The 20,060-nt window shown below is 52.8% G+C and carries 16 protein-coding genes and 1 pseudogene; 2 read left to right on the forward strand and 15 right to left on the reverse strand.

The genetic code is table 11. From position 1 onward, the window contains the following. From FEF65_RS08990 to FEF65_RS09035, 10 genes and pseudogenes are all read right to left on the reverse strand, one after another. Positions 1 to 170 (reverse strand): annotated as a pseudogene (locus FEF65_RS08990) (IS256 family transposase); the annotation flags it as partial. A 330-nt stretch (positions 171 to 500) separates the two neighbouring features. Next, a complete protein-coding gene (locus tag FEF65_RS08995; protein WP_138239482.1) occupies positions 501 to 1,154 on the reverse strand; it encodes an RloB family protein in 654 nt (217 codons plus the stop codon). Next, complete coding sequence (locus FEF65_RS09000) at positions 1,148 to 2,410, reverse strand: AAA family ATPase (RefSeq protein ID WP_138239612.1); 1,263 nt, start codon at positions 2,408 to 2,410, stop codon at positions 1,148 to 1,150. Before FEF65_RS09000 ends, FEF65_RS08995 begins: the two co-directional genes overlap by 7 nt. A gap of 521 nt (positions 2,411 to 2,931) precedes the next feature. Then, entirely contained in the window at positions 2,932 to 3,969 is a 1,038-nt protein-coding gene (gene fba / locus FEF65_RS09005) for a class II fructose-bisphosphate aldolase (protein WP_138239483.1), read from the reverse strand. A gap of 74 nt (positions 3,970 to 4,043) precedes the next feature. Next, positions 4,044 to 5,504: a pyruvate kinase gene (gene pyk / locus FEF65_RS09010; protein WP_138239484.1), complete on the reverse strand. Its 1,461-nt coding sequence runs from the start codon at positions 5,502 to 5,504 to the stop codon at positions 4,044 to 4,046. Continuing rightward, positions 5,505 to 6,683 carry a phosphoglycerate kinase gene (locus tag FEF65_RS09015; RefSeq protein WP_138239485.1) on the reverse strand — a complete coding sequence of 393 codons (1,179 nt, stop codon included), beginning with the start codon at positions 6,681 to 6,683 and terminating at the stop codon, positions 5,505 to 5,507. 164 nt (positions 6,684 to 6,847) lie between these two features. After that, positions 6,848 to 7,852, reverse strand: a complete 1,005-nt coding sequence (gap, locus tag FEF65_RS09020; protein WP_138239486.1) for a type I glyceraldehyde-3-phosphate dehydrogenase — start codon at positions 7,850 to 7,852, stop codon at positions 6,848 to 6,850. Positions 7,853 to 7,879: 27 nt separating this feature from the next. Further along, positions 7,880 to 9,874 (reverse strand): transketolase, encoded by a 1,995-nt coding sequence (gene tkt / locus FEF65_RS09025; RefSeq protein WP_138239487.1) that lies wholly within the window; start codon positions 9,872 to 9,874, stop codon positions 7,880 to 7,882. A gap of 120 nt (positions 9,875 to 9,994) precedes the next feature. Beyond that, positions 9,995 to 10,948, reverse strand: coding sequence for a class II fructose-bisphosphatase (gene glpX / locus FEF65_RS09030; protein ID WP_138239488.1), 954 nt, complete (start codon positions 10,946 to 10,948; stop codon positions 9,995 to 9,997). A 130-nt stretch (positions 10,949 to 11,078) separates the two neighbouring features. Continuing rightward, a complete protein-coding gene (locus FEF65_RS09035; RefSeq protein WP_138239489.1) occupies positions 11,079 to 11,885 on the reverse strand; it encodes an inositol monophosphatase family protein in 807 nt (268 codons plus the stop codon). Positions 11,886 to 12,198: 313 nt separating this feature from the next. Between FEF65_RS09035 and carA the strand changes: the two genes are divergently transcribed. Further along, positions 12,199 to 13,314, forward strand: coding sequence for a glutamine-hydrolyzing carbamoyl-phosphate synthase small subunit (gene carA / locus FEF65_RS09040; RefSeq protein WP_138239490.1), 1,116 nt, complete (start codon positions 12,199 to 12,201; stop codon positions 13,312 to 13,314). Between the two features lie 1,879 nt (positions 13,315 to 15,193). Here carA and FEF65_RS09050 read toward each other — a convergent pair. The 3 genes from FEF65_RS09050 to FEF65_RS09060 all read right to left on the reverse strand — a co-directional run bounded on the left by FEF65_RS09050 (position 15,194) and on the right by FEF65_RS09060 (position 18,560). Next, complete coding sequence (locus tag FEF65_RS09050; protein WP_138239492.1) at positions 15,194 to 15,799, reverse strand: MarC family protein; 606 nt, start codon at positions 15,797 to 15,799, stop codon at positions 15,194 to 15,196. Positions 15,800 to 16,064: 265 nt separating this feature from the next. Continuing rightward, on the reverse strand, positions 16,065 to 17,192 hold the full coding sequence (locus FEF65_RS09055) for a M24 family metallopeptidase (RefSeq protein ID WP_138239493.1): 1,128 nt from the start codon (positions 17,190 to 17,192) through the stop codon (positions 16,065 to 16,067). A 12-nt stretch (positions 17,193 to 17,204) separates the two neighbouring features. Continuing rightward, positions 17,205 to 18,560 (reverse strand): YihY family inner membrane protein, encoded by a 1,356-nt coding sequence (locus tag FEF65_RS09060; protein WP_238701307.1) that lies wholly within the window; start codon positions 18,558 to 18,560, stop codon positions 17,205 to 17,207. A 135-nt stretch (positions 18,561 to 18,695) separates the two neighbouring features. Between FEF65_RS09060 and FEF65_RS09065 the strand changes: the two genes are divergently transcribed. Further along, positions 18,696 to 19,331 (forward strand): class I SAM-dependent methyltransferase, encoded by a 636-nt coding sequence (locus tag FEF65_RS09065; protein WP_238701308.1) that lies wholly within the window; start codon positions 18,696 to 18,698, stop codon positions 19,329 to 19,331. Between the two features lie 58 nt (positions 19,332 to 19,389). Here FEF65_RS09065 and fliW read toward each other — a convergent pair whose 3' ends face one another. Next, positions 19,390 to 19,833, reverse strand: a complete 444-nt coding sequence (gene fliW, locus FEF65_RS09070; RefSeq protein ID WP_238701309.1) for a flagellar assembly protein FliW — start codon at positions 19,831 to 19,833, stop codon at positions 19,390 to 19,392. After that, positions 19,793 to 20,059, reverse strand: a complete 267-nt coding sequence (locus FEF65_RS09075; RefSeq protein WP_138239495.1) for a carbon storage regulator — start codon at positions 20,057 to 20,059, stop codon at positions 19,793 to 19,795. The genes fliW and FEF65_RS09075 overlap by 41 nt, the downstream gene beginning before the upstream one ends. Position 20,060: the final 1 nt, after the last annotated feature.

Consider the following 20,060-nt stretch of genomic DNA (forward strand, 5'->3'; position numbering starts at 1 on the left):
TCATGCCGGGCATGCCCCAGGTGGTGCTCCATCTCAGCTTCAAGGGCACGCTCAACCAATGCCTTCGTCAGTTGTTTGAGAAGTCCATTTTCGCCAATCAGGTCTTCCGGCTTTTTATAGTCGGATAACAGCTGATCCAGCAGTTCAGTGGATAATTTTGAAACGGTCATACTCGCTCCTTTGGGTGAGGCGGAAGACTCCGCCAGATTGACCGTTTACACAAAATTCAGGACACCCTCCCCCCAGCGCAGTTTCTTAACTATAAAGTAAAGAACTGGCCCCGCGCTTCCACCAATCCGGGATTGGAAATCAGCACTCAACCGTTTTAGCATTCAATTTGACGACAGGATGCCACGGCATTGAACCAAACTCCGTTTACACAAAAATTCTTACACCCTCACTATGAGTCAAGTCCGACAGACTGCTCGCCGATGACAAATGCGCAAAACAAGTCCTGACTCCCATTGCTCCGAATTCATGAGCCCCTCCTCCTTCGTGATCTATATACCCTTCAAATCAAGAAGGGTCATGACCAGTCTATCTATTTCTGTAAATGGATTCTTTCTACCATGCCTCTGCCGTTCATCACGTAGTCTCTGCGCATTTTCCAAGGCTGACGGAAGTCGTTCACAAGTGGCTGCGAAATACCCAACACCCCCTTTTCTGTAACCCTTGAGATGCTTATTCAACACCGCATACACTTGATTCCGATGTATTTCTTTAGTCGCACATTCGAAATGCAGCAACAACCACAGCTCAAAACAAGGTATTGAAGGAATCGGAATAAATCTTGCAAATTGCTTTATGTCATTACGAAAAGCTTTATCGAATGCTTCGCACATCCTGATCGCATCATCAAAGTATTCATGATCATCCCTATCAAAAACACAAAACACCTTTTCCCATTCTCGAGTTTCATGAAACTTATCCTTTGCAAACTCGACCACTTGTTTTGGATTAGTTCCATACGCACTGTTATAAATACCAACATGTGCTGAATGAATGCGATACTTGGATCGGATTTCATTAAAGTAATTCGGTTCTGTTTTCGCCCCCTCGCAAATGATGAGGATTCTATCATGCGTTGGGCGTGTCGGTTTTTTTCTTTCAAGCCTTTTGGCTTGACGAAACTTTGGATGGTTATCTCTTACCATGACAAGGTATCATCAAAAAATGGTAGCGCACCATAACGTCCTGACAAATAACCTTTCTCAAGAGCTTCCCCTTTCCTAGGGCTAAAGTCAGTAAGAGGAAAGAGCTCTGTTGCTTGATCTTTATCCTTTTCAACAAACCAAATTTGATCCCTTCGGAAGGTTTTTGAATTCAAAAGCGATGTGTCATGGGTAGAAAAAATCAACTGAGCATTGTGTGGGTTTGTGTCTTTGTTATGAAACACCTCAACCAAATGTTTTACGAGAAGCGGGTGCAAGCTATTGTGAAGCTCATCAACCACAAAAACACGCCCTTTTTCCAAGATATCAAGCAATGGTCCCGCTAACGAAAAAAGCTTCTGAGTACCAAAGGATTCATCTCCAAGTTCAAAAGTAGCAGTTCCTGAAGCTGTCTTATGCGTGAATTGAGGAAGCAACATCTCATGTTCAGCAGCACTTGAATCGACCTTACCATCACTATTTAAGTTGATGGTTTGACGAAACCCTTTTCTCTGGACTGTGGAGATATCTGAAATACTAATATCAGCAGAAACTAAAAAGTTCTGGATCGACTTCTTTTTGGATACATCATCCAACAGCGAAGTGGTAAAATCAAACGAAGTGAACCCACCAGATGAAGAAACGACCAAGTCATTCGCCAACCAGTTAAATATCGGAGTGAGCTGCTCGCTATTCAGTTGAGTAGCAATCGATAAAAACAACACATTTTCTCGAGTGGACTCAAGCCAAAGCTTCTTTTGACCAGTAAAATACGAACTGAATTCATAAACATACTCTTCAGTCTGCAAATCATATTTTCTATAAAACCACGTTTGAGGTTTTGGCGATGGGTAAGCCAACAACCACTCCTCAAGGATTCGATCAAGATTCATAGAAAACCCATATTGGTAACGCACATCGTTAACAATAAAACTTACTTCATAGCTTGTCGGAACTTCATGGGATGCGGAAGATTCATTGAGCAGAAATGGTTTCATATTGAACTTATGTCCGGGCTTAATAGATGCAGACTCAGCAACAACTGAGCGCATGTAATTCATTGCCAGAATCAGATTGGACTTTCCACTCGCATTTGCGCCATAGATCACCGCCGACTTAAGTACGCTTACAGCACCTCGAATTCCTGTATTTATGACATGGGTATCGAAATGTTCTTTATTCGTCGGAGCAGCAATCATACTTAGCGTTTGCTTTTCGCGAATTGATCTGAAATTTTCAACAGAGAATTCAAGCAGCATTTCCTTCACCGTCCATTAAATATAATGGATACTATTGCACTTATTGCGCAACATTCAAGTTTATTTTGTCAACACTCCCTGCCAACAGTGCAAAGCTACTACCAGGCCATAGGGGGGCAGGACTCGTTTCGCGCATTTTCATCGGCGGATTTAATTAACCGGGTCAGGCTTGACATCCGGGTATTTGAAAAGGTTGGCGTCAGCCGTGCAGGAAGTTGTTCCAGGCCAGGCATAGTCAAATCGCCCGAACAAAGATGGTACTGATTAGCTTTAAAACGCCTGATGTCAGTTATCGATATATCCAATGCGGACATTCAATATCGAGGCAGTAACCATGGGGCGGAAGCTATATTCCGCCTTCAGCCGATACCACGTGCATACAGTGCCGGCAGCACGAGCCATGCGACAGTGCGTAAGTCAGGTGGCGGTATTTTGTATATTGAGCCGGATCTGTGGGGAGCGGGGCAGGGAAAGAAAAAAGGCGGACCTTACGGCCCGCCTCTTCACGAAGATAAATCTTCTTACTTGTAGAAGCCGATCATGGATTCCAGTGATTTTGGTACGATCTTGTCGGCATGGCCGGCAGAACCGAAAGCAACGTAACGATCGATACAGATCTGCTTCATTGCATCCTTGGCAACCTTGTAGAACTTGCGTGGGTCGAAGTTCGATGGGTTCTGTGCCAGGTGACGGCGGATTGCACCGGTAGATGCCATACGCAGGTCGGTGTCGATGTTGACCTTACGCACGCCGTGCTTGATGCCTTCAACGATCTCTTCAACCGGTACGCCATAGGTTACGCCCATTTCGCCACCGAACTCGTTGATCACGGTCAGCCAGTCCTGCGGTACGGAAGAAGAACCGTGCATGACCAGGTGGGTGTTCGGAATACGAGCGTGAATCTTCTTCACGGTGTCGATGGAGAGGATGTCGCCCGTTGGCGGCTTGGTGAACTTGTAAGCGCCATGAGAGGTACCGATAGCGATTGCCAGTGCGTCCACGCCGGTCTTCTCAACGAAGTCAGCAGCTTCTTCAGGATCGGTCAGCAGGGAAGAGTGATCCAGAACGCCTTCTGCGCCGTGGCCGTCTTCTTCACCCATCATACCGGTTTCCAGTGAACCCAGGCAGCCGAGCTCGCCTTCAACAGACACGCCGCCGGCATGAGCCATATCAACCACGGTCCTGGTGACGTTGACGTTGTACTCATAAGAGGACGGGGTCTTGGCGTCAGCCATCAGGGAGCCGTCCATCATCACAGATGAAAAGCCGGACTGGATTGAGCGCAGGCAGACAGCCGGCTCGGAACCATGGTCCTGGTGCATACAGACAGGAATGTGCGGATACTGCTCGATTGCAGCAATGATCAGGTGGCGCAGGAATGGCTCACCGGCATAGTTACGTGCGCCGGCGGAACCCTGCATGATCACAGGGGAGTTGGTTTCATTGGCCGCTTCCATGATGGCCTGAACCTGCTCCAGATTGTTAACGTTGAATGCCGGCATGCCGTAGCCGTGTTCGGCTGCGTGATCCAGCAGTTGTCGCATTGAAATGAGTGCCATTTCCTTCCTCCTTAAGATTTACAAGGTTTATACCCTGTATGTTGTATCAAAACCTTTGTGACGAAAGCCCCGAATTATTCGAGGTTATCGCCAATACGAATAATCTTCATGGCATTGGTGCCACCGGAGTGACCCATCGGGGTACCGAATGTCATGACAATCAGATCATCTTTTTCTGCCAGCCCATCATCGAGCATACGGTTCTTCAGATCAACGGTGGCTTTTGGAGCCTCGGTCGGACCGTAATCAACATCCATGCACAGAGGGGTGACGTTGCGGAACAGCGTGACGCGTCCGAGCGTGGTAGCGCGCGGTGTCAGTGCATAGATCGGCACATCGCCCAGGTGACGGGACATATAGAGAACGGTATTGCCGGAGTCTGTGAATGCCGCAATGGCACGGATCGGCATGGAGTGCGCTGTCTCCATGGCCTGGCGTGCAATGCACTCATCGACAGAGTGAGGCGGATAACGAGGGTCCCGTGTGGATGAAGAGGGGAGCACACGCTGCTTCTCGGTCTCAACACAGGTTCTGTGCATGGCAGCAACCGCTTCAACAGGGTATTTACCTGCTGCAGACTCGCCAGACAACATGACAGCATCTGCACCGTCGAGGACGGCGTTAGCCACGTCATTCACTTCAGCACGGGTCGGGATCGGATGGTTGCACATCGACTCCATCATCTGGGTCGCAACAATCACCGGGCAGTTATACTTCGGAGCCATGCGAAGAATTTTCTTCTGCACAGGCGGAACGGCTGCATCACCGATTTCCACGCCGAGATCACCACGGGCAACCATGACGGCATCGGACGCTTCCATAATCGATTTCAGATTTTCATCTTCCACCGCTTCTGCACGCTCAACCTTGGCTACCAGACCGGCATGACCACCAGCTTCACGAACAAGCTTGCGGGCATATTCCATATCTGCACCGTGACGCGGGAAGGAGATGGCAATGTAGTCTGCACCGATGGCGCAGGCAGTCTTGATATCTTCCTTGTCTTTCTCGGTCAGGGCTTCAGCAGAGAGACCGCCACCGGCCTTGTTGATGCCCTTGTTGTTGGAAAGCTCGCCACCAAGTACAACCGTACAGTGGATTTCGCGACCGATAATGGCATCTGCATCCATCACAATCAGGCCGTCATTGAGCAGCAGACGATCACCAGGTTTTACATCGGTGATCAGCTCCTTGTAGGTGATACCTACACGCTCGTCATTACCTGCGTTCAGATCCAGATCTGCATCAATGATGTATTTCTGGCCGGGCTCGAGGTAAGTCTTGCCGTTAACATATTTACCGATACGGATCTTCGGTCCCTGCATGTCAGCGAGAATACCGACGACAACACCGTGTTTGCGTGCTGCCGCGCGGACATTCTCGGCTCTCTGCTGGTGCTCTTCCGGTGTGCCGTGCGAAAAGTTCAGACGTACGACGTTAACACCGGCGCCAACCAGCTTATCAAGTACGGCAGGGGATTCCGAAGCCGGACCGAGTGTTGCTACAATTTTGGTTCTGCGAATAATGGAAGACACTTAAGCTGCTCTCTCCTCAAGCATTGCAACAGCTGGAAGCTGCTTGCCCTCGAGGTATTCGAGGAATGCGCCACCGGCTGTTGAGATATAAGAAACCTTGTCGAAAATGTCATACTTCTGGATAGCTGCGATGGTGTCACCGCCGCCTGCCAGGGTGAATGCATTGGTGTTGGCAATCGCTTCAGCGATGGCTTTGGTGCCTTCGCCGAACTGATCGAACTCAAATACGCCGACCGGACCGTTCCAGACGACAGTACCTGCACTCATGATGATCTCTGCCAGCTCAGCTGCAGATTTAGGTCCGATATCGAAGATCATATCATCATCGGCCACATCGCCTGCATCTTTCAGGGTTGCCTCAGCATCCGGAGCAAACTTCTTGCCGCAAACAACGTCAACAGCAACCGGAATGGTTGCGCCACGAGCGGTCATGTCCTTCATCAGCTTCTGGGCAGTTGGTACGAGATCATCTTCACACAGTGACTTGCCGACGTTGTTACCGGCAGCCTTCAGGAAGGTGTTGGCGATGCCGCCACCAACCACGAGCTGGTCACATTTGCCTGCCAGTGCTTCAAGCACGGTCAGTTTGGTGGAAACCTTGGAACCGCCCACGATGGCAACCATCGGGCGGGCAGGGGCTGCGAGAGCCTTGCCGAGTGCATCCAGCTCTTCGCTCAGCAGCATACCGGCTGCAGCAACCGGTGCATGCATGCCAACACCGTAGGTAGAGGCTTCAGCGCGGTGAGCGGTGCCGAACGCGTCCATGACAAATACGTCGCACAGCGCTGCATAGGCTTTTGCAGTCGCATCGTCGTTCTTCTTCTCGCCCTTGTTGATACGGCAGTTTTCCAGCAGAACCACTTCACCTTCAGCCACATCGAAGCCGCCAGCGACCCAGTCTTTGACCAGGCGAACAGTGGTGCCGAGTTTTGCGCTCATGACATCTGCGACCGGCTGCAGAGAAACTTCTTCAGACCACTCGCCTTCGGTAGGACGGCCAAGGTGGGAGGTTACCATTACTTTTGCGCCGGCTTTGATGGCGAATTCAATGGTCGGCATGGATGCAGTGATACGTGCATCAGAGGTTACTTTGCCGTCTTTGACAGGCACATTGAGGTCTGCACGGATGAATACGCGCTTTCCCTTGAGATCGAGATCAGTCATTTTGATAAATGCCATGGACATGCTCCTTTTGGTGAGGCCGCAATGACGCCCGGGCTGGAAGCGGACTGCGGTCGCAGTGTTACAGCGGTTTTAGGACATAAAACGCTTGTCCTTGAGGGCTTGTTGCCAAACCGACACGGACAAACGTGGGAGCTTAAAGCTCCCACGTCCATTGTTTCTTAGTTGTTTGCTACATGACGGACAAAGCGCATCATGTTTGCGGTGTAGCCATACTCGTTGTCATACCAGGCAACCAGCTTGACGAAGGTTGAGTCGATCGCGATACCGGCTTCGGAGTCGAAGATCGATGAGAATCCGCAACCGCGGAAGTCGGTAGAAACGACCTTCTCATTGGTATAAGCGAGGGTCTCGCCGATGCCTGCGCTCTCGGATGCTTCCTTCACTGCTGCGCAGATGTCTGCATAAGAAGCTTCGGTGTTCAGCTCAACAGTCAGGTCAACCACGGAAACGTCAGAGGTTGGAACGCGGAAAGCCATACCGGTCAGCTTGCCCTTCAGCTCAGGAATAACAACGCCCACTGCCTTGGCAGCACCGGTGGAGGACGGAATGATGTTCTCCAGGATGCCACGGCCGCCGCGCCAATCCTTCATGGATGGGCCGTCAACGGTCTTCTGGGTAGCAGTTGCAGCATGAACGGTGGTCATCAGACCGCGCTTGATGCCGAACTTGTCGTTGATCACCTTGGCCAGCGGAGCCAGGCAGTTGGTGGTGCAGGAAGCAGCAGAAACGATGGCCTGACCAGCGTAGGTCTCATGGTTTACGCCGTATACGAACATCGGGGTTGCGTCCTTGGATGGAGCAGACTGTACAACCTTCTTGGCACCTGCATCGATGTGCTTCTGGCAGGTCTCTTCGGTCAGGAAGAAGCCGGTGCACTCGAGAACAACGTCAGCGCCCACTTCATCCCACTTCAGGTTTGCAGGGTCGCGCTCGGCAGTAATGCGGATGGTTTTGCCATCAACAACCAGGTTACCGTCAACAACACTTACATCACCATCGAAGCGGCCATGTACGGAGTCGTATTTCAGCATATAAGCGAGGTACTCAGGGTCCAGCAGATCGTTAATGCCAACGATTTCCATATCAGTGAAATCTTTTGCAACAGCGCGGAAAGCCATGCGGCCGATACGGCCAAATCCATTAATACCAACTTTAATTGTCATTATATTCTCCTCTCTCCTTTTAAATGATCAGGCAACTTCGTTCACGGCAGCAACAACAGCTTCTGTCGTAATACCGAACAGTTTGAACAGCTGATCTGCAGGTGCAGACTCGCCGAAGGTGTCAATGCCGATGACCTTGCCATTGAGGCCGACATACTTGGCCCAGAAACCGGTCACGCCTGCTTCTACTGCAACACGTGCAGTGACTGATGATGGCAGAACAGCCTCTTTGTATGCGGCATCCTGTGCATCGAAACGCTCGGTACAAGGCATGGAAACAACGCGTACATTCTTCTGGCCGGCCAGTGCTTTCTGTGCAGCCAGTGCCAGCTGAACTTCAGAACCGGTTGCGATGATGATGACATCAGGGGTGCCGGCACAGTCGCTCAGTACATAACCGCCGCGCTCGATGTCAGCGATCTGGCTGTCGGTATAGTCGTTGCAAGGCAGGCCCTGACGGGTGAAGATCAGGGTGGATGGTGAGTCACGGCGCTCAATGGCAACCTTCCACGCAACAGCAGACTCAACCGCGTCACACGGACGCCAGGTGTTCATGCGAGGGATCATGCGCAGGGTTGCGATCTGCTCAACAGGCTGATGGGTAGGGCCATCTTCGCCCAGGCCGATAGAGTCGTGGGTGTATACGAAAATGGTGCCGATCTTCATCAGAGCAGACATACGCAGTGCGTTACGTGCATACTCGGAGAACATCAGGAAGGTGCCGCCGAATGGAATCACGCCGCCATGCAGAACCATGCCGTTCATGGCGTGGGACATACCGAACTCACGTACACCGTAGTGCATGTAGTTGCCGGACGGGTTTTCCTTGGAGAAGGCAACAGCTTCAGGCCACTTGGTGTTGTTGGATGGTGCAAGGTCAGCAGAGCCGCCAACGAGTTCTGGCAGCAGGGCTGCGAATGCGCCGATGGTCTTGCCTGATGCTACACGGGTAGCCCAGCCCGGCTTGTCAGCACGCAGCTTGTCGATCCATGCCTTCGCACCTTCTGCCCAGTTGGCTGGCAGTTCAGCAGCCTGACGGCGCTCGAACTCTGCAGCGAGCTCAGGGTGCTCTGCACGATAGGCTTCAAAACGGGCATTCCAGTCGGACTCGGCAGCCGCGCCCTTGGCCTTGGCATCCCAGCCTGCATATACGTCTTCAGGAATGACGAAAGGCTCGTACTCCCAGCCGAGTTCCTTGCGGACGAGTGCGATTTCTTCGTGGCCCAGTGCTGCACCATGGCAGTCATGTGAACCGGCCATGTTCGGAGAGCCGAAGCCGATGATGGTCTTGCAGCAGATCATGGTTGGCTGATCGCTGTTGGCACGGGCGGTTTCGATGGCAGCCTTGATCTCATCTGCATCATGGCCGTTGACATTGCGGATGACCTGCCAGCCGTATGCTTCAAAACGGGCAGGGGTGTCATCGGTGAACCAGCCTTCAACATGGCCGTCGATGGAGATGCCGTTGTCGTCATAGAAAGCAATCAGCTTGCCGAGGCCGAGGGTGCCGGCCAGTGAGCATGCTTCGTGTGAAATGCCTTCCATCATGCAGCCGTCGCCGAGGAATACATAGGTGTTGTGGTCCACAATGGTGTGGCCCGGACGGTTGAACTGGCCAGCCAGCATCGCTTCAGCGATTGCCATGCCGACGCCGTTGGTGATGCCCTGACCGAGGGGGCCGGTCGTGGTTTCAACGCCAGGAGCATAACCGTATTCAGGGTGACCAGGGGTACGGGAGTGCAGCTGACGGAACTGCTTGATCTCATCCATAGGAAGATCGTAACCGGTCAGGTGAAGCAGGGAGTAGATCAGCATCGAGCCATGGCCATTCGACAGAATGAAACGGTCACGGTCAGCCCACTTGGTGTTGGCCGGATTGTGTTTCATGTAGTCGTTCCACAATACCTCGGCAATATCTGCCATGCCCATTGGTGCGCCCGGATGGCCGGAGTTGGCCTTCTGTACGGCATCCATGGACAGAGCACGAACTGCGTTGGCCAGATGTCTGCGATTGTTGCTCATATGCGTTTTCCCCTTTTCAGTGAGTGGTCCCGATGAACCCTACTTGTTGTATGTATAAAATCTAATCACGAGTGATTATAAAAGTTATCAGTTGCTCTTATGCGTCAGAGACGCAGAAGGTCAAACGTGAATGGTTGTCTGAACGTGACGGATGTTACCAATGCCGCCATCAAGTACGACGGTATCGGTGGTCATGAACTTGCCATAGGTGTCATGGCCGGTTTTGACGTGGCGAACATAGGCGCCGGAGGTCAGACCGGTAGCAATAAACAGGCAGTCATCAGAAGTGATCAGTTCATCGCGGGTGAGAATGCGAGTGGTATCGATGCCTTCTTTCTTGCACAGCTCGATCTCAAAGTCCTTCTGAGGAGCCATGCGGCCGAACATTTCAGCGCCCATGGCGCGTGCTGCACAGGCAGTCACGATACCCTCAGGGGTGCCGCCAATGCCGAAAAGTGCATCGGAACCCATGTTCAGCACGGCCTGAATTGCGCCGTTTACGTCGCCATCGGTGGCCAGACGGATCTTGGCACCGGCAGCATAAACCTCTTTCATCATGGCATGGTGACGTGGCTTGTCGAGGATGAAGATCTTCAGCTCGGCAACGTCCTTGCCCAGTGCTGCAGCAAGCTGTTTCAGACGGTCGGCAATCGGTGCCTCCGGATCAATCTTGCCACGGGCGGCCTTTGGATAAACCTGCTTGTCCATGTAGAAGCAGGAGCCAGGCTGGTACATGGAGCCTGCAGGAGCAGCTGCCAGTGTCACAATCGAGCCGGGCATATCTTTTGCAAACAGGTTGGTGCCTTCGATCGGATCAACAGCGATATCAACGCCGATACCCTCGCCGGTTCCAACCTTTTCACCATCATAAAGTGCAGGTGCTTCGTCCTTGGCGCCTTCACCAATGACGATGGTGCCATTCATTTTGACCTTATTGATGCGTGAACGCATGGCATCAACAGCCAGTCCATCGCCTTCATCTTTCTGACCTGAGCCGACAAATGGCGCACAAGCGCGTGCCGCAGCCTCACATACTTCAACCAGATCAATCTTAAGATTGCTAACGCTACCCATGCGCCTGATCCCCCCACTTGTTTAGTTAAAAAGACGGACAAAAAATGCCTGTATGAATCTTGTTGCTGCCGCACACTAGCGGTTTTGCGGGAAGAAATCGACCCTGAACATGAGGTTGAGAAAAATATCTTTATTTTTCAATGCTTGCTGTCTCAAGAAGGGTGCAAAGCTGACTATGAAGAGCCTTGCTTGCAGAGGCGAGTACCGAGGAAGAGAGGTGGCGGGCAGGAAATAGCGGTGCGCCGGTAAACGAGCCGACTGTGCATCCGGCTTCCGCTGCGATCAGGCTGCCAGCGGCAAAGTCCCAGATCTTTTCGCCGCCATGAATGATGAACTGGGCACGCCCGGCTGCAAGCCAGGCCCATTCCAGTGCACATGAGCCGATGTTGCGCTGGCTGCGGTATCGCTGTTTGCCGGCAAGGTCGGTGGCAATGGAGGGGGAGAGTCGTTTGTAATCGATGAAGCCGACGCTGTCGGCAAGCTGACACTGCCCAAAGGCCCGGATCGGATGATGGTTGAGGAAGGCTCCGTTACCGGCTTCGGCCGTAAACGTTTCACCGCTGACCGGGTCGTGAATACAGGCAAGCACTGGCATGCCATCCTCAATCAGTGCCAGTGAAATGGCGATGGCCGGCAGGTTGGTGGCAAAGTTGGTGGTGCCATCGAGCGGGTCCAGGCACCAGAGCTGTTTATTTTCCGATGTCAGCAGGGCCCGTTGCTCCTGCTCATCCATCTCCTCACCGAGCATGGCAATGGCGGGGTAGTGTTGTGATAATTTGCTTTCAATGAAGCGCTGGCAGGCAAGGTCGGTTTCGGTGACGATGGAGCCGTCATCCTTGCTGTGGCTGTGCACCGTACGGGAAAATGCCGGCATGATCACCTCACGGCCTGCCTCTTCCAGAATTGAGCTAACCACTTTTATATCGATCCCGGCCATATCTGCTCCTTTTACTGCGGCGGTGTTGCCATACTCTGCGCCAAATCATCTGAACATGTAACCACGCGGGTGGAAAGGGAACTCGATACTTTCAGGGGCAGGGACGGGTGCGATCTGTTGTCATGGATGTTTATATTGCGGGGATGGAGGCAGGCCGTTCTCTTCACGGGAAGAGTTCATTAATGCGAAGTTTTTACAGCTGATTTTGCCTCTGTTGCGGGGTGTTTCCACGCGCCCTGCGGTTTTGAAACTCGACTTTAAGGGTCTTATTTCGTAATCTGCGGGCCGCTAAAACAGAGAGGTGCGCGTGGCGATGGCAGAAGCGATATTGGCATTGGCTGATGGACGAATTTTCCGGGGGCATGCTTTTGGCGCCCTTGGACATACAGTAGGTGAAGTCTGTTTTAATACCTCCATGACGGGTTATCAGGAGATTCTGACCGATCCCTCCTATACCGATCAGATCATGACCTTTACCTATCCACACATTGGTAACGTCGGCATCAACGAGGATGATATGGAGTCAGCCGATGTGGCTGTTCGCGGCTGTATCGTCAGGGTGCCGGCACGCAAGACCTCTAACTACCGTGCCGAAGGTGATCTCGCAGCATGGTTGGAAAAGCAGGGCATCGTCGGCCTCTCCGGCATTGATACCCGTGCACTGGTGCGTCATCTGCGTGACCACGGCGCGCAGAATGGTGTGATTGCCTCCGATGGTATGAGTGATGCGGATGCTGTAGCGATGGCGCGTGGCTGGGAAGGTCTGGAAGGGCGCGATCTTGTCGGTCAGGTCAGTTGTAAAGAGATCTCCGAATGGTCGCAGGGTACCTATAATCTGGAGCAGCCCGGTTATCAGGCTCCGGCCATGGCATCTCATGTGGTCGCATTCGATTATGGCTGCAAACGCAATATCTTCCGTAAACTCTCTGATCGTGGCATGAAGGTGAGCATTGTGCCGGCAACGACCAGTGCTGCCGATGTGCTGGCTCTGCAGCCGGATGGCATTTTCCTGTCCAATGGCCCTGGCGATCCGGCAGCCGTTGGTTATGCAGTCAATACCATTCGCGAGTTGCTCGACAGCAATGTTCCGATCTTCGGTATCTGCATGGGGCACCAGCTGCTCAGCCAGGCCCTGGGCCTCTCAACCTTCAAGCTGAAGTTCGGCCATCGTGGCGGTAATCATCCGGTCAAGGATGAGACCACCGGCAAGATTGAAATCACCAGCCAGAACCATGGCTTTGCTGTGGCCGATGCCGAGATTCCTGAGAGTGTGGAAATTACCCATCGCTCCCTGTTTGACGGCACCGTTGAGGGGCTGCAGGTGAAAGGGAAACCAATTTTCTCCGTACAGTATCATCCGGAAGCAAGTCCGGGTCCGCATGATGCCGATTATCTGTTTGATCGTTTTGCCGGCCTGGTAAAAGCCTGATTATCTGATTGTAAGGCCGCCACAGTCTGCTCCTGATTCTCAACAGGGCAGGGCGTGGCGGTTTTTTTTATGTGCATCGCGCATGAGCGGGCAATATGGCTGAAGCAGTTTTTTATACCCTGTCAGCGATAAGATGCATTTAAAACTACGCGACTACTCTGCTAAAGCAGAGCATCCCCCTTTCTTTATCGGTAAAGAAAGGGGTGAAAGAAAGCCGCCCCCGATATTTTTGTCCTGCGGATTCCCTCATGCGAGCGATTCACTACAGCCGCTGCATCCGCAGCTTGTTTCTGTAGTGAATCACTCTGTTCGGCAAATCTATAAGGGGGAATCAAGCGGCATCCACCCATCGTTACCGGCACTGGTTTTCGGGCTTTCGCGATGAACCTTTTTTGGTTCATCGCGCATGAACAGGCAATATGGCTGAAGCAGGTTTTTATACCCTGTCAGCGATAAGATGCATTTAAAGCTAAGCGACTACTCTGCTAAAGCAGAGCATCCCCCTTTCTTTATCGGTAAAGAAAGGGGTGAAAGAAAGCCGCCCCCGATATATTTGTCCTGCGGATTCCCTCATACGATCGATTCACTACAGCCGCTGCATCCGCAGCTTGTTTCTGTAGTGAATCACTCTGTTCGGCAAATCTATAAGGGGGGAATCAAGCGGCATTCACCCATCGTTACCAGCACCGGTTTTCGGGCTTTCGCGATGAAGCTTTGTTTGTTCATCGCGCATGAGCGGGCAATATGGCTTAAGCAGGTTTTTAATATCCTGTCAGCGATAAGATGCATTTAAAACTACGCGACTACTCTGCTAAAGCAGAGCATCCCCCTTTCTTTATCGGTAAAGAAAGGGGTGAAAGAAAGCCGCCCCCGATATATTTGTCCTGCGGATTCCCTCATACGAGCGATTCACTACAGCCGCTGCATCCGCAGCTTGTTTCTGTAGTGAATCACTCTGTTCGGCAAATCTATAAGGGGGGAATCAAGTGGCATCCACTCCTCTTTACCGGCACTGGTTGCAGGGCTTTCGCGATGAACCTTTTTTGGGTCATCGCGCATGAGCGGGTAATATGGCTGAAGCAGGTTTTTATACCCTGTCAGCGATACGAAGCTTTTAAAGCGACACGGCTACTCTGCCAAAGCAGAGCAGCCCCTTTCTTTATCGGTAAAGAAAGGGGCGAAAGAAAGCCGCCCCCGATATTTTTGTCCTGCGGATTCCCTCATGCGAGCGATTCACTACAGCCGCTGCATCCGCAGCTTGCTTCTGTAGTGAATCACTCTGTTCGGCAAATCTATAAGGGGGGACTCAAGCGGCATCCACTCATCTTTACCGGCACCGGTTTTCGGGCTTTCGCGATGAAGCTTTGTTTGTTCATCGCGCATGAGCGGGTAAGATGGCTGAAGCAGGTTTTTATACCCTGTCAGCGATAAGATGCATTTAAAACGACACGACTCTACTCTGCTAAAGCAGAGCATCCCCCTTTCTTTATCGGTAAAGAAAGGGGTGAAAGAAAGCCGCCCCCGATATTTTTGTCCTGCGGATTCCCTCATGCGAGCGATTCACTACAGCCGCTGCATCCGCAGCTTGTTTCTGTAGAGAATCACTCTGTTCGGCAAATCTATAAGGGGGGAATCAAGCGGCATCCACTCCTCTTTACCAGTACCGGTTTTCGGGCTTTCGTACGTTAGAGGCGCACCTCTGTTTAACGTCATGACACTGCGCGCCTGGCGCTCCAATAGCTCTGATTTTTTCCCGGACTCCATGCTCGTCTCACCTGCAACAGTAATGCGCAAACCCGTATGGCTGTATGTACGCATCTGAAGTGATGCAGAGGGTGTGGTCCGCATTATTTCTGCTGGCGGTTGGCTGGCTGCAGGATCAGATGACGTGGCGTATGCCTTGCAAAATCATTTGTACGCCAATGGTGCCGGTCAGTAATGCACCGGCCCGGCCGGCAATGTCGATATAGCGCTCAAGCAGGCTGGCATTGCGTACCTTGATGATGTCGAAAGCATATTTCAGCATCATCAGCATGATGACGGTCAGGGTAAGGGCCAGTACAATATTACCGGCTGCGACAGGGTAACTCAGCGTGGAGCCCGCCATCACGCTGGCGCTGATCGTCCCCGGACCAATCATGAATGGCATGGCAATGGAGCCGGAAATATGTTCGGGATTACCTCCGCGCATGCGTTTGATGGCATCGCTGCCGATAAACAGCATCTGCATGGCGATCAGAAAAATCACCAGCCCGCCGAAAATCAGAAAAGAGGCGAACTCGACCTGCAGGATATCGGTGAAAATTGCTTCACCGCCCCAGGCGAACATAAGGAATACGAAGCCACTGATCATGCAGGCGCGCAGCAGTACGCGTAAAAACGTAGGCCGATCGAGCTCCTGAATCAGATCCTGCAAATAGATGCTCATCAGAAATGGATTGAACAGCACCAGAAAGAGTGCCAGTGACTTGATGAATGGATCCATAGCACGGTCACCCAACCATGTATTGCCCGGGAAAGCAATGAAAACAGGGGCTTATTCTCTATGGATATGCTGATTTATTGCCCTCCTGGCAAAAATCAGTTCGCAAAGACAAAAGCGTGACAGAGAGGCAGGAAGCCGATTGGACGGCCAACGGCCGCCCGCAGGGCGAGGGCATGATGTCCGAGTCATTTTGCCTTTACTTACCCATCAAACCCTTACGTGTCTGATCTGACTTGCAGCATCCTTCAGTGTGGCGCGATGAAGATTACGGAATTTCCAGCGTACATTTGTAGCGGGTGAGGTTGTCGCATCCGCCGTCGCGAACGACGACCAGATCTTCAAGCCGGACGCCGCCAACGCCCGGATAGTAGAGGCCCGGCTCAACCGTCACCGCCTGACCCGCCTGCAGGATATCGCTGCGAATGGAGATGCGCGGCGCCTCATGAATCTGCAGGCCGACGCCGTGGCCGGTGCCGTGGAAAAAGCCGGTCTGTTTGCCTTTGACAATGCCGGTGGTAAAGCCTGCAGCATGAAAGTGATCGGTGATGGCCTGATGAATGGCGGAACCATCTACGCCGGCCGCGACCATGGAGAGGCCGATGGCCTGACCTTCACGTACGGCCTGATACATTTTTTTCTGGGCCGTGCTTGCCTTGCCTTTGACATAGGTGCGGGTCATGTCGCCCCAGTAGCCGGTGGTCAGTACGCGCGGGAAAATATCGATAATAATCAGTTCACCGGCACGGATATAGCCACTGCCGGTATTGTGGGGGTCGGCTCCTTCGCGTCCGCAGGCAACGATGGTATGGGCAGGCATCGCCCCCTTGCCGATCAGGAAGGTTTCAATCACCCGTCGCACATCATCGGATTTTACTTTTTTGCCACTGTCCGGATCACGTAAAATACCATCATCGCCGATGCTGCAGCGGGCGAGATAATGCTCTCCCTGCTGCATCGACTGGCGGGTCAGCCGTTCCGCCTGAGCAAGGTGACCGATTTCCGTTTCCGATTTGATCGCCCTGTCGGGGAAAAATCCGTCTGGCGATGCCGAAACGGTAAAGCCCCAGCTGCGCAGCCGGTCGGCATGGAGCAGGGGAAATGAGGCGGGTACCCTGATTTCACGGGCTCCGCCGGCATCGAGAAACGCTGCTGCACAACCGGCAAGCCCCGACCAGCCTTTGTTTTCGGCGATTACGCGCCAGTCACTGTCCAGGTGAATGTGTGCAAAGCGGGAGGCTTTTCTGGCCCGATCCACCTCAAGCGGGGAGAACAGGCCATGCCATGCTCCATCCAGCTCAATGGCAATAAAGGGGTCAGGGACAAACATGCCGCTGGCATAAAGCATATCGGCATCATGTTCGGAATCGGCAATGATCAGGCGGGCATTTTTCATGGTCGTATGATGTCAGCCGGAGAAGCCGGCGTCTTCCTCTTCTTCAGTGCGTGCCAGCAACTGTTTGAGGCTGATTGGTGTAAGGATATCGGCATGCTCGCGCTGCATACGAAAATAGAGGCCGGCAAGCTGTCGTCCGAGGGTGGTATCTTTCCACTCTTCCGGTATCTGCATCGGGATATCATTCAGGTTTTGAAAGATGGTCATCAATTCAATGCGGTCGGAGTCGCGTGCCAGCACCCACGCCTGTTTGCCCTGGATGTCGGTGCGGCGCAGCAGTTCGAGCTCGGTTAGCCGGTCAAGCCACTCCTGCAGAATATTTTCCGGTACATCGGTCTCTGCCAGCAGTCTGTCCATCGACAGCGTTTGACCATGCTCCAGTGCCTGTGCTGCACGCAGCAGAATCAGGTGGGAATAAAACTGGCGCAGGCCGGGATGGATAAATCGATTACGGTGTCTGTTGGATTGTTCAGGATGCTGCAGGCAAAAGGTGATCTCGGAGCCGAGCAGGACCACCACCCAGGCGAGGTATAACCAGACCAGGAAGATCGGCAGGGTGGAGAGGGCCCCGTAGAGCTTTTCATAATTGGCGATCTCGGTGATGTAAAAAGCAAAACCGATCTTCGTCCATTCAAACAGGGCGCCGCCAGCCAGTCCGCCGACCAGTGCATAGCGGAAGGGGACGGTGGTATTAGGCAGGACCGTGTACAGGGTTGCCAGCGCCAGCGATGACATCAGCCAGGGGAGCAGAAATGGCAGCTGGCCAAGATAGCCTGCTCCTTCGGCCACATGTCGCAGCAGTGGCATGGCGGCAAAGTAGGAGGTGATGGTCAGCGAGGCACCGATCAGTATCGGAGCGAGTGTCAGGGTTGACCAGAACGTGATGAATTTTGACAGCCAGCCGCGCGCGCGGGTAATGCGCCAGATACTGTTGAAGGCCTCTTCGACGGTGTTGAGCAGCGCTGTGGCGGTAAATAGCAGGCCGATGACACCGAAGATCGAGATGGCGGCCGATTGATCGGTAATGGTGGAGAGGTAATCCTCAACGGCTTTTTGACTGGCGGGAATCAGGTACTCCAGCAGCAGATCGCGGACATGGCCGGAAACAGCGTCAAATGCCTGAAAACTGGTGAAAATTGAAAAGCCCAGTACGACCATCGGTACAATCGCCAGCAGCGAGGCATAAGCCAGGGCGGATGCACGCTGAATGCATTTGTCTGCGATAAAGCGCTCAATGACGCGGTAGGAAAAGCGCAACAGGTGCGTGGCATGGCGGTAGAGTGCCGGCAGGCTGGCAATATCGGCGACATCCATCTCCAGCAGGCGGGACAGCTCTTTTGCCCATGAGTTCCTCAGCTGTTTACTCAAGTATGGCTCCTTGACGATGGCGGACTGCTGCAATGATACTGTAGATGCAACGGGTGATTGTGGAAAGAGGGCTGTTGCAGCTCTCTTCTGCATGACGGGGCGGATGACGGGCAACAGTGAAAGGGGATCAATGATATGGAGCAGGATGGTTTGCAGTGCATGAATGCGCATGAGCGCCAGCGTATGGTTGCACGCCATCGTGACAGTGCACGTGTGCATGGCTACTCAACGGATGCACTGTTCTGGACATCCCGGGGGCTACAAAAGCAGTTGTTTACGGTGCTGGCGGAGGTGGGTGTTGCTGCCGGAGATTCGGTGCTGGATGTCGGCTGTGGTTTCGGTGATCTCTACAGCTGGTTGCGAGGCAGAAAATTGACGGTGGAGTATACCGGTATTGATATCTCTCCCGATATTCTGGAGATCGGCATGCGTATGAATCCGGGCTTGAATCTCCTGTGTGGTGAACTGTTCGATTTTGACTGGCCGCAGGCATCGTTCGACTGGTTGCTTCTCTCCGGTACCCTGAACTGGCAGCTACATGATGACGGGGCCTATATGCGCCGGTTGGTCAGTCGTATGTATGCATTATGCCGCCATGGTGTCGCCTTCAATATGCTCGATGCCAGAAAGATCGATGCAGAGCTGCTGGGTGAGATGAGGGCATATGAGCCGGATGATGTGCTCTCATTTTGTCGCCGCTTATCACCGGACTGTCACTGTCGCACCGACTATCTTCCCGATGATTTCACCATTTACATGCTGAAACGATAACGATGGTCTCGGCAGCGGGTGAGTCGATCACAGACGCACTGCTGCCGAAAGAGACGGGTTATGCCGGCTGAGGCATCCAGTGATAACGCAGTGGCAGCTCAGGTTCGGGGCGGATGCATTGCAGTGCAATGCGTTTTTCCATATTGATGGCAATCGGAGCCTTCAGGTTGGCGGTGACCCACTGGCTGTCGGCAAACGGGTTAAGGACGAGCATCCATGCCACATCGGTGGATGTGTCTGCATCAATGCATTGGCATTGCTCCTGATTAAGCCCCGGCCTTGGGCCCAGACGGCTCTCGTTCCACGGGGTTAGCAGAAATGCCGCTTCGGGCTGATCAATGGACTGAAGGCAGGCAATATCACCGACACCTTCATAGATCAGGCCGAAATCATGGGCATCACTGAAGCCGGCGATCCCTTGCGGAAAGTGGATCGCCCTGTCATCAGCCTGTGGCATGCTGTCATTCAGGCTCATGGTTTGTGCCATCTGCGCGCTGCTCATGAACAACTCCTTTGACGCCCTTCAGCCATATCAGCGCCCTGGCGCTGGCTGCGGCCTTGTTTTCCTGTTGAATCAGATTGTATATCTCCATGCGGTGCACCGGTATTTCAGGTGGTGCTTCGATACCGATACGGACAATATGCTCATTTTGTATGTCCTGAATCACAATGCGGATATTGTCGTTAATGCGGATGGATTGACCTATTTTTCTGCGTAATACCAGCATA

This window comes from Mariprofundus erugo, assembly GCF_005818865.1.
In the GTDB taxonomy this organism is placed as follows: domain Bacteria; phylum Pseudomonadota; class Zetaproteobacteria; order Mariprofundales; family Mariprofundaceae; genus Mariprofundus; species Mariprofundus erugo.

What these genes read in the sequence shown, in the direction of transcription:
- FEF65_RS08995 (WP_138239482.1), bottom strand. Translation starts at nt 1,154, where the DNA reads ATGGTAAGAGATAACCATCCAAAGTTTCGTCAAGCCAAAAGGCTTGAA.
- FEF65_RS09000 (WP_138239612.1), bottom strand. Translation starts at nt 2,410, where the DNA reads ATGCTGCTTGAATTCTCTGTTGAAAATTTCAGATCAATTCGCGAAAAG.
- fba (WP_138239483.1), bottom strand. Translation starts at nt 3,969, where the DNA reads ATGGCACTCATTTCAATGCGACAACTGCTGGATCACGCAGCCGAACAC.
- FEF65_RS09015 (WP_138239485.1), bottom strand. Translation starts at nt 6,683, where the DNA reads ATGGCATTTATCAAAATGACTGATCTCGATCTCAAGGGAAAGCGCGTA.
- gap (WP_138239486.1), bottom strand. Translation starts at nt 7,852, where the DNA reads ATGACAATTAAAGTTGGTATTAATGGATTTGGCCGTATCGGCCGCATG.
- tkt (WP_138239487.1), bottom strand. Translation starts at nt 9,874, where the DNA reads ATGAGCAACAATCGCAGACATCTGGCCAACGCAGTTCGTGCTCTGTCC.
- glpX (WP_138239488.1), bottom strand. Translation starts at nt 10,948, where the DNA reads ATGGGTAGCGTTAGCAATCTTAAGATTGATCTGGTTGAAGTATGTGAG.
- FEF65_RS09035 (WP_138239489.1), bottom strand. Translation starts at nt 11,885, where the DNA reads ATGGCCGGGATCGATATAAAAGTGGTTAGCTCAATTCTGGAAGAGGCA.
- carA (WP_138239490.1), top strand. Translation starts at nt 12,199, where the DNA reads ATGGCAGAAGCGATATTGGCATTGGCTGATGGACGAATTTTCCGGGGG.
- FEF65_RS09050 (WP_138239492.1), bottom strand. Translation starts at nt 15,799, where the DNA reads ATGGATCCATTCATCAAGTCACTGGCACTCTTTCTGGTGCTGTTCAAT.
- FEF65_RS09055 (WP_138239493.1), bottom strand. Translation starts at nt 17,192, where the DNA reads ATGAAAAATGCCCGCCTGATCATTGCCGATTCCGAACATGATGCCGAT.
- FEF65_RS09065 (WP_238701308.1), top strand. Translation starts at nt 18,696, where the DNA reads ATGGAGCAGGATGGTTTGCAGTGCATGAATGCGCATGAGCGCCAGCGT.
- fliW (WP_238701309.1), bottom strand. Translation starts at nt 19,833, where the DNA reads ATGAGCAGCGCGCAGATGGCACAAACCATGAGCCTGAATGACAGCATG.
- FEF65_RS09075 (WP_138239495.1), bottom strand. Translation starts at nt 20,059, where the DNA reads ATGCTGGTATTACGCAGAAAAATAGGTCAATCCATCCGCATTAACGAC.